The sequence below is a fragment of the Frankia nepalensis genome (assembly GCF_016786325.1).
Classification (GTDB): domain Bacteria; phylum Actinomycetota; class Actinomycetes; order Frankiales; family Frankiaceae; genus Pseudofrankia; species Pseudofrankia nepalensis.
This window is the reverse complement of sequence record NZ_JADWYU010000119.1, coordinates 1-14,355: the sequence shown is the minus strand read 5'-3', so window position 1 is coordinate 14,355 and position 14,355 is coordinate 1. Positions and strand designations below refer to the sequence as shown.

General features: G+C 75.3%; 11 protein-coding genes. 6 read left to right on the top strand and 5 right to left on the bottom strand.

All coding sequences use genetic code 11. From position 1 onward, the window contains the following. Positions 1-43: 43 nt before the first annotated feature. The 5 genes from I6A81_RS15545 to I6A81_RS15525 form a co-directional block, all read right to left on the bottom strand. Positions 44-1,498, bottom strand: a complete 1,455-nt coding sequence (locus tag I6A81_RS15545) for an amidase (protein WP_203001568.1) — start codon at positions 1,496-1,498, stop codon at positions 44-46. Positions 1,499-1,607: 109 nt separating this feature from the next. Beyond that, positions 1,608-2,495 (bottom strand): SDR family oxidoreductase, encoded by an 888-nt coding sequence (locus I6A81_RS15540; RefSeq protein ID WP_203001570.1) that lies wholly within the window; start codon positions 2,493-2,495, stop codon positions 1,608-1,610. After that, positions 2,492-3,931 carry an FAD-binding oxidoreductase gene (locus I6A81_RS15535; RefSeq protein WP_203001572.1) on the bottom strand — a complete coding sequence of 480 codons (1,440 nt, stop codon included), beginning with the start codon at positions 3,929-3,931 and terminating at the stop codon, positions 2,492-2,494. Before I6A81_RS15535 ends, I6A81_RS15540 begins: the two co-directional genes overlap by 4 nt. A gap of 51 nt (positions 3,932-3,982) precedes the next feature. Then, the gene (locus I6A81_RS15530; RefSeq protein WP_203001575.1) at positions 3,983-6,937 is read right to left on the bottom strand and encodes an ATP-binding protein; all 2,955 of its coding nucleotides are present in this window, start codon (positions 6,935-6,937) and stop codon (positions 3,983-3,985) included. 149 nt (positions 6,938-7,086) lie between these two features. After that, the gene (locus I6A81_RS15525; RefSeq protein ID WP_203001577.1) at positions 7,087-8,376 is read right to left on the bottom strand and encodes a cytochrome P450; all 1,290 of its coding nucleotides are present in this window, start codon (positions 8,374-8,376) and stop codon (positions 7,087-7,089) included. 178 nt (positions 8,377-8,554) lie between these two features. Here I6A81_RS15525 and I6A81_RS15520 point away from each other — a divergent pair, with 178 nt between their 5' ends. The 6 genes from I6A81_RS15520 (at position 8,555) to I6A81_RS15495 (ending at position 14,290) form a co-directional block, all read left to right on the top strand. Further along, the gene (locus I6A81_RS15520) at positions 8,555-9,373 is read left to right on the top strand and encodes a helix-turn-helix domain-containing protein (RefSeq protein ID WP_203001579.1); all 819 of its coding nucleotides are present in this window, start codon (positions 8,555-8,557) and stop codon (positions 9,371-9,373) included. A 10-nt stretch (positions 9,374-9,383) separates the two neighbouring features. Continuing rightward, on the top strand, positions 9,384-9,776 hold the full coding sequence (locus tag I6A81_RS15515) for a VOC family protein (protein ID WP_203001581.1): 393 nt from the start codon (positions 9,384-9,386) through the stop codon (positions 9,774-9,776). 229 nt (positions 9,777-10,005) lie between these two features. Next, on the top strand, positions 10,006-10,602 hold the full coding sequence (locus I6A81_RS15510; RefSeq protein ID WP_203002556.1) for a cadmium resistance transporter: 597 nt from the start codon (positions 10,006-10,008) through the stop codon (positions 10,600-10,602). A 522-nt stretch (positions 10,603-11,124) separates the two neighbouring features. Then, positions 11,125-12,084, top strand: coding sequence for an ABC transporter substrate-binding protein (locus I6A81_RS15505; protein ID WP_203002555.1), 960 nt, complete (start codon positions 11,125-11,127; stop codon positions 12,082-12,084). 2 nt (positions 12,085-12,086) lie between these two features. Beyond that, positions 12,087-13,202, top strand: a complete 1,116-nt coding sequence (locus tag I6A81_RS15500; RefSeq protein WP_203002554.1) for a FecCD family ABC transporter permease — start codon at positions 12,087-12,089, stop codon at positions 13,200-13,202. Further along, a complete protein-coding gene (locus I6A81_RS15495) occupies positions 13,199-14,290 on the top strand; it encodes a FecCD family ABC transporter permease (protein ID WP_203002553.1) in 1,092 nt (363 codons plus the stop codon). Before I6A81_RS15500 ends, I6A81_RS15495 begins: the two co-directional genes overlap by 4 nt. Positions 14,291-14,355: the final 65 nt, after the last annotated feature.

Here is a 14,355-nt window from a genome sequence, read left to right as displayed (position 1 = left end):
GGTGACCCCGCGTCCCGCGGCGGCCGGTCCGGCGGGCGGCCAGTCAGCTGTCGCCGACGAACAGCGGCGGCCGGCGGTCGCGCCAGGGCATTGCCTCCTCCAGCGCGGCCGAGACCCGCAGCAGCAGATCCTCCCGTCCGTGGGCGGCGATGAGCTGCACGCCGATCGGCAGGCCGCTGGCGCTCTGCCCGAGGGGCAGGCTCACCGCCGGCTGGCCGGTCAGGTTGACGACGCTCGTGAACGGGCCGAAGGTGAAGATCTCCCGAAGCCAGCTCTCGACGGTGTGGCCGGGGTCGTCGTAGCGCAGCGTGCCGTGCGGCGGGGGGAGCCCCGCGAGCGTCGGGGTCACGAGCAGGTCGTGGTCGGCGAAGAAGCGGCCGACGGCCTGGCTGACCCGGCCGGCCGCGTCCAGGCCGGCGACCAGGTCGACGGCCCCGCGCCCGCGGGCCTCGGCCATCACCTGGCGGGAGACGGCCTCGAGGCGGTCGGGTGGCGGCTGGCGAGGGGCGAGCAGGAACGGGGCCGCCGCGCCGACCGCCTCCGCCTCGCAGGCGTGGATCACCTCGTCCCACCCGACGGACGGGGACGCCTCCTGGACGTGATGTCCCAGCGCCGCGAGCGTCACGCCGGCCCGCGTCGTCGCGGCGGCCACCTCCGGGTCGACCGGAGCCCCCGACCACGCGTGCGTCGTCACCGCCACCCGCAGGCCGCCGCCGGGGTCGACCGCCGGCCGGCCGGCGGCCGGCCCGTCGGGCCGTGCCTCCTCGGCGTAGGGACGGACCGGCGCGGGCGCGGCGAACGCGTCACCGGGGGCCGGCCCGTGCACCGCGTCGAGCAGCGTCGCCGCGTCACGCACCGTACGGGCCAGCGCGAACTCGGAGAGCATGCCGAACAGCGCCGCGCCGAGGCCCGCGCCGGTGGGCGTCCTGCCGCGGCTTGGCTTGAGCCCGACCAGGCCGCAGCACGCCGCCGGCACGCGGATCGAGCCGGCTCCGTCGTTGGCGTGGGCCAGGGGCACGGCCCCGGACGCGACCAGGGCGGCGGCGCCCCCGCTCGAACCCCCCGCCGCCCGCGCCGGATCCCAGGGATTGCGTACCGGGCCATGCAGCAGCGGCTCGCTGGTGAAGCTCAGCCCCATCTCCGGGGAGATCGTCAGACCCAGCGTCACCAGGCCGGCGGCCCGGAAGCGGCGCATCAGCTCGTGGTCGGCCGCCGCCGGGATCCCGGGGCCGAGCGCCCGGCTGCCGCAACGGAACGGCACCCCTTCGGCCATCGGGCCCGTGTCCTTGATGAGAAACGGCACCCCCGCCAGCGGACCCCGCGGGTCGTGGTCGAGCGCTGGCGTGAACAGGGGGGCGGCCAGGGCGTTCAGGCGGCCGTGCGCCCGCGCCAACGCCGCGCGGGCGGCCGCCTCGACCTCGGCGGCGCTCACCTCGCCGCCGGAGATCAGCCCGCGCAGGCCGACCGCGTCGAGACCGGCGTATTCGTGCAGCTCCATCGGCTATCCCTCTCCGGCGGCGGGAAACTCGGCATCGGATGCGGCCGGGGGCGCGTCAGGCGTGCTCGCGGGTGACCGTCCCCAGCGCGCCCCTCGCGCCCCCGGGAGCTCATCGCGGCGCCGGGGCCGGCGCTGGCGCGGAACCAAACATATGGGCGTGGTCGCGGACGAACTCGGTGATCGATCTAGGCTGCCGGCCGGTGACCTCTCGCACGGCCCGCGTGGTCGTGGCCATGAGGCCCGCCCGCTGCGCCGCGAAGATGGCGACGACGGCGTCGGCCACCATCGGCGGCAGCCCGTCGGCGGTCATCGCGTGGCGGGCGTCCTCGTCGGTGACGTGGACGTACCTGACGGGCCGGCCGATCGCGGCGGCGAGCTCGTGGGCGACCCGCTCGAAGGTGATCGCCTCCGGTCCGGTCAGCGTGTGGGCCCGCCCTTCGAGCTCCTCGGCGGCGAGGCATTCGACGGCGACGCCGGCCACGTCGCGGGGATCCACGAAGGAGATCTCGGCCGTGCCGGCCGGGGCGAACAGCATGCCCGTCCGCGCTATGGCCGGCGCGTAGGCCAGCAGGTTGGTCATGTACGTCCGCGGGCGCAGCGTCACCGCGGGCAGGCCGGAGCCGGTCAGATGCCGCTCGATGGCGCCGTGCCAGCTGTCGAAGACCAGCGGCGAGTCGAGGTCGGGGGCTGGCCCGGACAGCTTGACGACGCGGGTGACGCCCGCGGCCTTCGCCGCGTCGATCGCCGCGCACTCGTGCTCCACCTGCGCGGGGACGTTGCCGCAGGCGAGGAAGAGCCGGTCGGCGCCGGACATCGCGCGCCGCAGCGAGCCGCGGTCGGCGAGGTCACCGGTGGCGAGCTCCACCCCGGGGCCGAGGGCGCGGGCCGCCCGGTCCCGGTCGCGGACGAAGGCGCGCACTGGCAGGCCGCGCTCGGCGAGGCCGCGGACGACGTGCCGGCCGACGTCGCCGGTCGCGCCGGTGACGAGGATCTTCATCGGGTCACTTCCTTGCTGGTGGGGAGGTTCCGGATGGCGGAGAGGTCCTGGCTGGTGGGGATGTTCGGGTTCAGGCGGAAGACGTTGGACGGGTCGAAGCGGTCCTTGAGGGCGGTGAGCCGGCCCAGACGGTCGCCGTAGGCGGCCTGGACGCCGGCGGGGCCCTCGTCGGACAGGAAGGTCGCGTACTGCCCGGCGCCGTGGGGCCGCAGCCTCGCCCACCCCTCGCGCGCCCAGGACAGGTGCCGCTCGTGGTCGGCGTCCCCCGGCCGCCAGTTCGCGATCACGCGTAGCTCGAAGCCGGGCTCGCGAGGGCCGACGGCGGTGGCGTCCGGGGCCACCCGGCTGACCGCGCCGCCTATCATCCACCCGTTGAGCAGCGACAACGGCGACGTGATCGAGGCGACGAGGTCGACCACGATGTCGATCGCCGCGTCGGACAGGTCGGGCAGCCGGTGCGAGCGCCAGTAGGAGCCGTTGCCTGGCGAGGCGCTGAGGTCGAGCAACGACTGGACGGCCCGGTAGGGCACCGGGCGGACCAGGTCACCGACCGGCCTGCCCACCGCGCGGAGCGGCGCCAGCGCCGCGGCGCCCTCGGCGAGGTCGCCGCACCACACGGGCAGCAGGCCGAGGACCGGTGTGCCGTACCGCTCGGGCGGCAGGAACGGCATCGGCGGAGCCAGCATGGCGACGACGGCGACGCCGAGCTCGTCGGGCGCCGTGGGCGCGAACTCGCGCAGGAAGCGCAGCACCTGGGTGGCCTGCTCCAGCGGCCAGAAGATCGGCCCGCCGAGCACGACCGGCCCGACCGGGTGCAGGTCGTACTCGAACGCCGTGACGACGCCGAAGTTGCCGCCGCCGCCGCGCAGCCCCCACAGCAGCTCCGGCTCGGTGGCGGCGTCGACCCGCAGGCGCTCGCCGTCGGCGGTGACCAGGTCGGCGGCCCGCAGGTTGTCGACGGTCAGCCCGTGCCGGCGCATCAGGTGCCCGAACCCGCCGCCGAGCGTCACGCCGCCGATCCCCGTCGAGCTGACCGAGCCGCCGGTGGTGGCCAGCCCGTGCCGGCCGGTGGCGAGGTCGAACTCGGCCCAGGTCAGGCCGCCCGCCGCCCGCGCCACGCGGCCGGCGGGGTCGACCGACACCGCCTTGAGATGCGACAGGTCGATCACGACGCCGCCGTCGCACACGCCGTACCCGAGCACGGAGTGACCGCCGCCGCGGACCGCGACCGGCAGGTCGTGTTCGCGGGCGAACCGGACCGCCGCCTGGACGTCGTCGGCGCCGGCGCAGCGGGCGATCAGCGCGGGATGACGGTCGATGGCGCCGTTCCAGACCCGGCGGGCCTCGTCGTAGCCTTCTTCGCCTGGTTGCAGCACCGCGCCGCGGAAGTGGCGGCGCAGCGCGTGTGGCAGCTCGCGGTGCACGGTGGTGGTCATGCCGCCACGGTGCGCCGGCTGGCGTTCCGCGAGCGTTCCTCGGCACCGGGCTCAGCGTTTGGCGTCTGGCTGCCGGACCTCCAGCTCCGCCGGCTGCCGGGTCTCCAGCTCCGCCCGCGCCATGGCGTCCCAGACCCGTACGCCGTCGGCCAGCAGCCGTCGGGCCGTCTCGCGGCACTCGGCGTCGAGGCCGGCGGCCCGGGTGGCCGCCAGGCGGATGCGCAGCAGCATCGCGGGCACGCCAGGGGCGGTGTCCCGGGCGGGATCGGCCAGCGCGCCGTCGATGGCCTTCAGCCCCGGCCCCGCCGCGCCGTCCAGCACGGCGAGGTAGCCGCCCATCGCGTCGGTGACCAGCCGGATCGGCGGCGCCTCGACCCGCGGGCGCATCGCCGTCAGCTCGTCGACACGTTCCCGCAGCGCCGCCACGTCCGCCAGGTCCAGGTCGAGCAGCGCGGCGAACAGCAGGGCCCCGGCGAGCGTGAACGGGTGGTTGACTGCCCTGGCCAGCTCGATCGAACGGTGCCGCAACCGGCGTGCCTCGGCCGCGTCGCCGAGGCAGAAGTGCACATGCGCGAGGCGGACGAGGCACAGCACCTGCGGGTCCTGCCCGTAGGCCAGCAGATGCGCCGACCGGTTCCGCGTCCGGTAGCGGGCGACGGCGGCGCGCAGATGGTCGCGAGCCAACGCGGCCTCGTTGCGCCAGGCCGCGGCGACGCCGCGGACGAAGTCGCCCTCCACCGCGAGCACGTCGTCGTCCTCACCCAGCGCGCGCAACTGCCCGCCGTACTCGAGGGCGGCGTCGAACTCCCCGCGCGACAGCACGGCCATCGCCCGCGCCCGCAGCAGCGGCGCCCCCGGTTCGACGCCGAGCCGCGCGGCTAGGACGAACGCCCGGTCCAACGCCGTGCGCAGGTGAGCCGACGCATACCCCCGCGCGGCGCTCAGCGGGCCGGGCAGCGCGGTCAGCAGCGCCAGCTCGCGCTCGTCGCGGCCCCGGGACTCCGGCGCGGACCGCAGGATCTCCCACGCGCGGCGCAGCAGGTCGGCGGCGTCCGCGTCGGCGTAGAGCAGCTGGGCCGCCTGGGCGGCGCGCTGGTACCAGTCGACCGCCTCCTCGCGGGAGCCGGCCTGGTACAGGTGGACGGCGATCTGCCCGGCGACGGCGTCCAGCCGGTCGGCGTGGACGTCCTGGAGCGCCCGGGCGAGCAGGGCGTGGGCGCGGCGGCGCCGCGCGGGCGACATCAGGCGGTAGGCGACCTCGCGCAGCTTGCCGTGGCTGAAGTCGTACCGGTCGCCGCCACTGGTGAGCAGCAGCTGCCGTCGCCACAGCTCGTCGAGGTCCCGGGCGACCTCGTGCTCGCCGCGCGGGTGGATCCGCGCGAGCACGTCGACCGAGACCGACGATCCCGCCGCGGCCGCCACGCCGATCAGCTCCCGGGCGCCGTCGGTCAGCGGCAGCAGCCGCGCCTCCAGGACGGCCTGCACCTTCGGCGTGAGCACCCGCGGCTCGCCCGCGTGCCAGCCGGCGCGCAGCGCCTCGACGACGAACAGCGGGCTGCCCTCCGTCTCCGCGTGCAGCCGGTCGGCGTCCGCGTGACCCAGGTCGTGGCCGAGCCGGTGGGCGAGCATGGCCGTCTCCACGCGGTCCAGCCGTCCCAGGGCCAGCTCGGTGCAGCGCTCGAGCGCCGTGAGCCCGGTCAGCAGGCCACGCAGCGGGTGCCCGGCCTCCGTCTCGACGAGGCGGGCCGTCGCGGCGACGAGCAGCGGCGCGGGCGGGTCGGCGCGCATCAGGTAGTGCAGGAACTGCAGCGTCGGAGCGTCGGCGGCGTGCAGGTCGTCCGCGACGAGCAGCACGGGGCCGACCCCCGCGCGCAGGGCGGCCGCGGCCGCCTCGAACAGGCGCAGACGGGAACCCGGCTCGGCCGGCGCCTGCTGGGCCGGTGCCTGCTGGGCCGACAGCTCCGGCAGCAGCGCGGTGAGCGCGGCGAGCTGGGCGGGGGTCAGGCGCCCGCGCCAGCGGGCCACGCCGAGCTCGCGCAGCCAGGCCACCACCGGCGCGTACGCCAGCGCGCCCTCCGCCTCGTACGACCGCGCGGACGCGGTGGGCGCGCCGCGCTGGCCGGCCCAGTGCCGGAACTCCTCGAGCAGGCGGGTCTTGCCGATGCCGGCCTCACCGGTGACCACGACCAGGTGGGGCACCCCGGCGCCGGCGTCCCGCCACAGCTCGGTCAGCAGCCGCCGCTGCGGCTGGCGGCCCACGAAGGTCGCCGCGCCGCTCGTCCTGGGCCTGGTGTCGCCCTCCGGCAGCAGCGCCTCGTACGACGCCAGCGTCTTCGCGGACGGGGAGACGCCAAGCTCGTCCTCCAGCCTGGCCACGCACTCGTGGTAGACGTTCACCGCCCGGGCCCGGTCGCCCCGGGCGTCGTACAGCCGCATCAGCCACCGGTAGGGCGCCTCCGCGAGGCGGTCGAGCTCGCGGGCGCGCTCGGCGTACCCGGTCGCGGCATCGAGCTCGCCGCGCGCCTCCAGCAGCGGCACCAGCCGGGCCAGCGCCGCCAGCACCCGCTGGCGGTACTGCTCCCGCTCGCCGATCAGCCACTCGTCGTACCAGCCGTCCAGCAGGTCGCCGCCGTACAGGTCGGCCGCCAGCCGCAACGGAGCCACCTCGTCGGCGCCGTCCCCGCCGGACCGCGCGAGGGCCGCGTCGAACGCCGTGAGGTCGGCGGAGAACTCGTGCAGCGACAACGTCCGCGCCGTGGTGCGCACATGGCGGTCGGGGTCGGGCACCGAGGCGCGCAGCGTGTGCAGCACATGCCGCAGGTTCGTGCGCGCCTGCTGCTCGGCGGAATCGGGCCAGAGGAGATACGCGACCTGCTCACGCCGCTGCGGGGCGCCGCCGCGCAGCGCCAGGTACGCCAGCAGCGACTGCGCCCGCAACGAGCTCATGGCGACGGGCGTACCACCTGAGCGGACCTCGAAGGCGCCGAGCAGGCGTACCTCAAGCATGGCGCCCATCCTCGCCCGGGAGGACCAGGCGGCCACGCCGGAGGCCGACAACTGACAGGCGAGACGTCCTTGGCCACCGAACGTCGCTGGCCGTCGAACGTCGGAGGCCGTCGAGCCGCCTGGAGGCGGGCTCCAGGCGGCCGCCCCGGTCAGGCCGAGGTGAAGGTGACCGGCAGGGTGGTCAGGCCGCGGACCCAGATCGCCGGGTTCCAGAGGAGGTCGTCCGCGGGGACGGCGAGGGTGAGGTCCGGCAGCCGGTCGAGGAGCACCTCCACGGCGGTCTGGGCGACCACCTCGGCGAGCTCCTGCGCGGGGAACGGGCAGCGGTGCTCCCCGGTGCCGAACGTCAGGTAGGCCTGGTTGCCGCCGGGGCCGGCGGCCGGGTCGGGACGGACCTCCGGGTCGGCGTTCGCCGCGGCGACCCCGACGACCAGCATGTCGCCGGCCTGGATGCGCTGGCCGCCGAGCTGCCCGGCGCGCACCGCCCAGCGGCCGGTGAAGTTGGCGACGGGCGGGTCCTCCCAGAGGACCTCGGTCATCGCCTGCCCGACGCTGCGCCGCCCGCCCGCCAGCGTCGTGGCGAACCGCGGGTCCGCCAGCAGCAGCCGCAGGGTGTTCCCGATCCAGTAGGCGACCGGTTGCTGGCCGGAGGCGAGGATCGCGAAGATGTCCTGGAGCGCCTCGACGTCGGTGAAGGCCGCCGGGTGCGTCACCATCCGGGAGATCGCGTCGACACCCGGGTTGTCGCGCCGCTGCGTGATCAGGCGGGTCACCAGCGCCATGAGGCGACCGTGCGCCGCCAGCGCGTCCGTGCTGTGGTCGAAGAGCGCCACGAGGTCCTGGACCATCCCGGCGGTGTCCTCGGCCGGGATGCCGAGGACACCCGCGATCGCCCGGGCCGGCATCACGTGGGCGAAGGAGTACATCAGCTCCGCCCGGCCGCGGTCGGCGAACGTGTCGATGAGCTCGTCGGCGATCCGCTCGCACCGGGCGCGCAGCTCGAAGGGGTCGACGGCGGCGAGCACCTCGTGGATGGCGTCGGAGTGGCGGGCGTGTTCGGCGCCGGTCACCCACGTGACCGAGTCCCCGCCGTTGCCGAGGGCCGGCCGCAGCGGCCAGTCCGCGGGGACGAGGTCCCAGGCGTTCCACACGGCCGAGTCGCGGATGTAGAGGTCGGCGCGGCTCGCGACGTAGTACGCCTCCCGATAGCCGAGAACCAGCCAGGCCGGGATGTCGCCTTCCAGCAGCACCGGCGCGACCGGGCCATGCTCGGCCCGCAGCCGGCGGTATAAGGCGTCCACGTCGCCGCTGATCGAGTCTCCGTAGAGGCGGGCCGCGCCGGCGTGCGCCGGGTAGCGGTCCAACACGTCGATCTGCCCGTGAGCCGGGGCTGGTCGGGCGCCAGCAGGCCGCGCGCCCTCGGTCATCAGGTCGTCCATCGGGTCGTCCCCCTCGCGCCGTGTCCTGACAGTTCCTGGTGTGACCGGCGATCATGCCAGGAACGTGGCGCGGCCGCACTGGCAGGTCAGCGCGTTCGCCGCACACGCGCCCGGCCCTGCGCCGCGGGTCGCGGGCGGCCGCCGCCCGGGCACGTCGCCGGTCGCTAGCATCGTGGCCATGGGTGAGCGAACCGGCACCCCTGGCGCCTCGCTGCGGCCGTATGTCCGCGGAGTGCATGCCTACGACCTCACCGGGGCGTCACCCGGCACGCACGTCGGCATGCCGTCGCCGTCGCTGACGCTCGTCCTGCCGGTGGACCAGCGGCTGGTGGCCGGGGCGCCGGGTGAGCAGCCGCGCGCGGTGACGAGCTGCGTCGGTGGCCTGCACGACCGGCCCGTCCTGATCCATCACGACGGTACGCAACGCGGCGTCCAGCTCGCGCTGTCGCCGCGCGGCGCCCGCGCGCTGCTGGGAGTGCCGCCCGCGGAACTGGCCGGGCGGCTGGTCACCCTCGACGACCTGTTCGGCGAGGCCGCGACCGGGCGCCTGCTCGACGACCTGCACTGCGCGCGGGACTGGCCCGCGCGGCGCGCGGTCGTCGAGTCCGCGCTGCGCCGCCGGCTTGGGTCCGGGAACGCCGGCGAGCCGCCGTGGCAGGTGCGCCGCGCCTGGCGGCTGCTGGTCGCCAGCGGCGGCCTGCTGCCCGTCCACCGGGTCGCGGCCGAGGTCGGCTGGACGCCGCGGCATCTCACCGAGCGGTTCACCGCCGAGGTGGGGCTCGGCCCGAAGCGCCTCGCCCGCGTCGCGCGCTTCGGCCGCTCGGTCGCGCTCGTGCGCCGCGGCGTGCCGCTGGCGGAGGTGGCCGCGCGCACCGGTTACGCGGACCAGGCACATCTGACCCGCGACTGGGCCCGGCTGGCCGGGGCGCCGCCGGCGCGCTGGCGGCGCGAGGACGGTCTCGCAAACGTTCAAGACGGCGCGCCCGCGCCCAGGTGAGCCTGGGCCTATGACGAACACGCGTACCGACCACAACATCTGGACAGGCCTCACCTACGACGACCCACGCGCGGCCCGCGCGTGGCTCGTCGAACTCGGCTTCGCGGAGGGCATCGTCGTGGCCGGCGACGACGGGCAGATCCACCACAGCGAGATGCTCTGGCCCGAGGGCGGCCGGGTGATGATCTCGAGCCGCGGCCGGGCGGACGACACCTTCGCCGTCCCGCGCGGCGCGGCCTCGGTCTACGTCGTCGTCGACGACCCGGACGAGGTGCACGCCCGCGCCCGCGCGCTCGGCGCCGAGATCGTCCGGGACCTGGCGGACGAGGACTACGGCTCGCGCGGCTTCAGCGTCGCCGACGCCGAGGGCAACCGCTGGAGCTTCGGCACCTACGCGGGCTGACCCGGCGCCGCTGGACCAGGGCAGCCCAGCCATGGCCCCGGTCCGGACCGCGGCGCCGGCGGTCCGGACCGGCGCCGCGGCGGGCAGGCGACGAGGACCGCGAGACGCGGCTCGCGCGGGCCCGGCTGGTTTCGCGGGCGCGGGCCGGTGCCCGCTCCGACCGGTCGTCCGCGTACGCCCGATACCGTCGTGGCCCGTCGTCTACCGGTACCGAGGGGACCCGCGACTTGTGAACCTGGGCATCATCGGTCAGGCGGTCGGGCTGTTCGCCGTCACCAACGTCGACGACATCCTGATCCTGGCGCTGTACTTCGCCCAGGGCGCCGGGTACCCCGGGGCCACCCGCCGGGTGGTGCTCGGCCAGTACCTCGGGTTCGCCGCGATCCTCGTGGTCGCCGGGGCCGCCGCGTTCGGCGCCACCTTCCTGCCCGAGGACGCCGTCCCCTACCTCGGCCTGCTCCCGCTCGCGTTGGGGCTCAAAGCGGCGTGGCAGGCCTGGGCCCACCGCGGCGAGGACGACGACGAGACCGAGGCGCGGCAGGGCGGGCCGCGAGCGATGGAGGTCGCCGCGGTCACCTTCGCCAACGGCGGCGACAACATCGGTGTCTACGTGCCGGTGTTCGCCACCGCGGGCGCCGGCGGGATGACCGTCTACGCCGCGGTCTTCCTCGTCCTGGTCGCGGTCTGGTGCGCGGCGGGGAAGCTCTTCGCCACCCGCCCGGTGGTCGCGAAGGCGCTCTCACGTTGGGGGCATGTCCTCCTGCCGGCCGTGCTGATCGCCATCGGCCTGATCATTCTCGTCGAGGGCGGCGCCTTCGGCCTGTGACCCGACCGTCGACAGGGCGGTCGTCGCCGTCCGAGGCCGTCGCCGACCGGGGTCTTGCCTGGCCACCGCCCGGCCCGTCTGGGCGTCCGGCCCGCCTGCCCGCCCGGCCCGGCCGTCGGTGCCCGGGCGAGGCGCGTCACCCGACGATCGGCTTCACGATCGTTGACGGGTACGGCCCGCCGGTCGGGGCGCTTCGCGCGGTGCGCGCCCCACCTATGGGCGCGGGGGCGGGCCCGGGGGCTCGGAACGCGACCACCGCGTGAATCTTCACCGGTCGGGCTCTATACTGCGCCATGATCGGTTGGTCAGGTGTACCTAACCTAAAGCTCGCGGGTGCTACCTGAAGCTCGCGCTGGGTGGCGCGGTGGGTGACGTAGGGGATCGCCGCGGTCACTCCGTCGCGGCTCGGCGCCGCTGCCTGGGTGGCGTGCGCGGGCAGGGCTGGCAACTTGGGGTTTATAAGGTTAAGTTAACCTTATGTCTCGCTTCCTCCGCCTTTGGCGGTCGGTCCCGGCCTTGCTGGTGGCGGTGCTTGTCGCCGGCCTGGCCGCTGGTTGTAGTTCTGATGACGACGAGTCGCCCACGCCCGCCAGCTCCTCGGGCGCCGCGGGTCTCGCGGCGCCCGTCAAGATCGAGCACCAGTTCGGCACCACGACGATCGAGTCCATTCCGAAGCGGGTCGTCACCCTCGACCAGCAGTGGACCGACGTGATGATCGCGATGGGTGTCACGCCCGTGGGGTACGCCGACGACCCGGGGATGCCCGACGGCGCCGCGCCCTGGGCGAAGCTGCCCGCGGACGCCGAGAAGATCTCGGTCACCGACGGCCTGCCGATCGAGCAGATCCTCGCGCTCGACCCCGACCTCGTCGTCTCCACGTACATGATCACCGATGACGCGACGTACCAGAAGCTGTCGCCCATCGTCGCGACCATCGCCGGCCCGCCGAACGACAAGGTCCCGGCCTGGCAGGACCTCGTGCGTCAGGCCGGTGAGTTCCTCAACCAGCCGGAGAAGGCCGAGAAGGTCATCGCCGACGCGCAGGCGCCGGTCACGCAGACCGCGAAGGACCTGCCCGGGCTCAAGGACAAGACCTTCGCGCTCGCGCAGTACATCGTCGGTGACTCGATGTACATCGTGGGCGACGAGACCGACGGGTCGAGCGTGTTCTTCCAGCAGCTCGGCATGAAGATGTTCCCGGCGGTCGTCGAGGAGAGCGCCAAGACCGGCCAGGTCCGGGTGAACGTCAGCACCGAGCGGGTCGACCTGCTGCGCGCGGACCTCCTGGCGTTCCTCATCAACGGCGGTGACGAGAGCGACCTCACCGACATCCCCGGCTTCAACGAGCTGCCCGGCACCGTGGCGATCCTCGACTACGCGACGATCGTGGCCCTGAACGTGCCGACGCCGCTGTCGATCCCCTACGCGCTGGACGCGCTGCGCCCCTACCTCGAGAAGGCGGCCGCCGGGGCCGGTAGCTGAGGATGGCGCTTCCGAGCGCGCCGCGGCCGGCGCCATCGCCCAGCCGTGCTGTCGCCGGGAGCCTCGATGACCGACCCGCCGGGTCGGTCATCGAGGCTCGCCCAGCCGACCGGCGGCCGTACTCCGCCAGGCACGGCCGCCTGGCGGCGGGCCTGATCGGCCTCGTCCTCCTGCTGCTGGCGGTGTCGTTCCTCAGCATCGCGCTGGGCGCCCGGCACGTCGGGCTGGATGTCGTCTTCGACGTGCTGCGTAACCAGGGGACCGGCGACGCCGAGCACCAGGTCGTCGAGAACCGGATCCCGCGGCTGGTCGCGGGCCTGCTCGTCGGCGCGGCGCTGGGGCTGGCGGGCACCATCATGCAGGCGGTGGCCCGCAACCCGCTGGCGGACCCGGGACTGTTCGGGGTCAACGCCGGCGCGGCGTTCGCGGTGGTGTGCGCGATCAAGATCGGGATCACGGCCGCCCTGGGCTACGTCTGGTTCGCCATGGCCGGGGCGGCGGCCGTCGCTGTCCTGGTGTACGTCATCGGCTCGTTCGGGGGTGGCGCGACGCCGGTGAAGGTCGCGCTCGCCGGCGCGGCCATGCACGCCGCGCTGACCGCGCTGACGACCGCCGTCCTGCTGACCGACACGACGACCTTCGACCAGTACCGGTTCTGGAGCGTCGGATCGCTCGCCGGCCGCCAGTGGGACCTGATCGGCCGGCTCGCGCCGTTCCTCGTCGTCGGGATAGTCGTGGCGCTGGGCAGCGGCTGGATTCTCAACACGCTCGCGCTGGGCGACGAGGTCGCCCGCGGCCTCGGCCAGCGCGTCGGTCTTGCCCGGGGCGCCGCCGCGGCGACGGCCGTCGTCCTGTGCGCCGCGGCCACCTCGCTCGTCGGGCCGCTCTGGTTCGTCGGCCTGGTCGCGCCGCACGTCGCCCGGATCATCACCGGGCCCGACCAGCGCTGGATCCTGGCCTACTCGGCGGTCGTCGCGGCGATCCTGCTGGTCGGCGCTGACGTGGTCGGGCGCCTGATCGCCCGGCCCGGGGAGGTACAGGTGGGGGTCGTCATGGCGCTCGTCGGCGCGCCGGTCCTCGTGCTGCTGGTCCGGCGCGCCCGGGTGGCCCAGCCATGAGCGCCGCGCCGCACCCGCGGGCCACGCTGCCGGCGCGCGCCGGCGCGCCCGACGTCGCCGTGGCGCGCGCGGCGGTCGTGCGGGTACGCCGGCTGCGCGAGGCGCGGCTGGTCGCCGTGACGCTGACGCTGGCCGGCCTGTGCTTCCTCGTGCTCTGTGTCTCGCTGTCGCTGGGTGAGATCCACATTCCGCTGCCCGACGTCGTCCAGAGCCTGTTCGGCGGCAGCGACCGGCGCAGCCGCTACATCGTCACCAACCTGCGCCTGCCACGGGCGCTGACCGGCGTGCTGGCTGGCCTCGCGCTGGGGCTGGCTGGCGCGATCTTCCAGACGCTGGTCCGCAACCCGCTGGCCACGCCGGACATGATCGGCATCACCGCCGGGGCGAGCGCGGCCGCGGTCGCCGGGATCGTGCTGTTCGACCTGGCCGGCTACGCGCTGTCCGTCGCGGCCCTCATCGGGGCGCTCGCGACCGCGCTCCTCATCTACGCGCTGGCCTGGCGGCGCGGGGTGACCGGCTACCGGCTCGTCCTGGTCGGCATCGCGATGAACGCGCTGCTGACCAGCGTCGTGTCGTACCTGCTGACCATGACCGACATCTACGACGCCCGGCAGGCCTTCGCCTGGCTCGTCGGGAGCCTCACGTCGTCCTCGTGGGACACGGCCCGCACGCTCGGTCTCTGCCTTGCCGTGCTGGTGCCCGCGGCGCTGTTCGCGGGCCGGCGGCTGCCCGTGCTGCAGGCCGGCGACGAGGTGGCGCGGGCGCTCGGCGTGCCGGTGGAACGCGCCAGGGCGCAGCTGGTCGTGCTCGCCGTCGCGCTCGCCGCGGTGGCCACCGCCGCCGTCGGACCCGTGGGGTTCGTGGCGTTCGTGGCCGCCCCCATCGCCCGTCAGCTGCTGCCGGGTGAACCGGCGGTGCTGGTGCCCTCGGCGCTGGTCGGCGCGCTGGTGATGACGACGGCCGACCTCGCGGGCCAGCACGCGGTGCCGTCCATGTCGTACCCGGTGGGTGTCGTGACGGCGGTCGTCGGCGCGCCGTACCTGCTGTGGCTGCTCGCCGTCAGCAACCGGTCCGGCCGGGGCGGCTGACGACTCGGGCGCGGGGGGGGGGGGGGGGGGGCGCGGGGGGGCGCCCCCGCGCCGGCCCGCCCGCG

Excerpts from the sequence above, each read along its gene's own strand:
- I6A81_RS15545 (WP_203001568.1), bottom strand. The coding sequence starts at position 1,498 with ATGGAGCTGCACGAATACGCCGGTCTCGACGCGGTCGGCCTGCGCGGG.
- I6A81_RS15540 (WP_203001570.1), bottom strand. The coding sequence starts at position 2,495 with ATGAAGATCCTCGTCACCGGCGCGACCGGCGACGTCGGCCGGCACGTC.
- I6A81_RS15535 (WP_203001572.1), bottom strand. The coding sequence starts at position 3,931 with ATGACCACCACCGTGCACCGCGAGCTGCCACACGCGCTGCGCCGCCAC.
- I6A81_RS15530 (WP_203001575.1), bottom strand. The coding sequence starts at position 6,937 with ATGCTTGAGGTACGCCTGCTCGGCGCCTTCGAGGTCCGCTCAGGTGGT.
- I6A81_RS15525 (WP_203001577.1), bottom strand. The coding sequence starts at position 8,376 with ATGGACGACCTGATGACCGAGGGCGCGCGGCCTGCTGGCGCCCGACCA.
- I6A81_RS15520 (WP_203001579.1), top strand. The coding sequence starts at position 8,555 with ATGGGTGAGCGAACCGGCACCCCTGGCGCCTCGCTGCGGCCGTATGTC.
- I6A81_RS15515 (WP_203001581.1), top strand. The coding sequence starts at position 9,384 with ATGACGAACACGCGTACCGACCACAACATCTGGACAGGCCTCACCTAC.
- I6A81_RS15500 (WP_203002554.1), top strand. The coding sequence starts at position 12,087 with ATGGCGCTTCCGAGCGCGCCGCGGCCGGCGCCATCGCCCAGCCGTGCT.
- I6A81_RS15495 (WP_203002553.1), top strand. The coding sequence starts at position 13,199 with ATGAGCGCCGCGCCGCACCCGCGGGCCACGCTGCCGGCGCGCGCCGGC.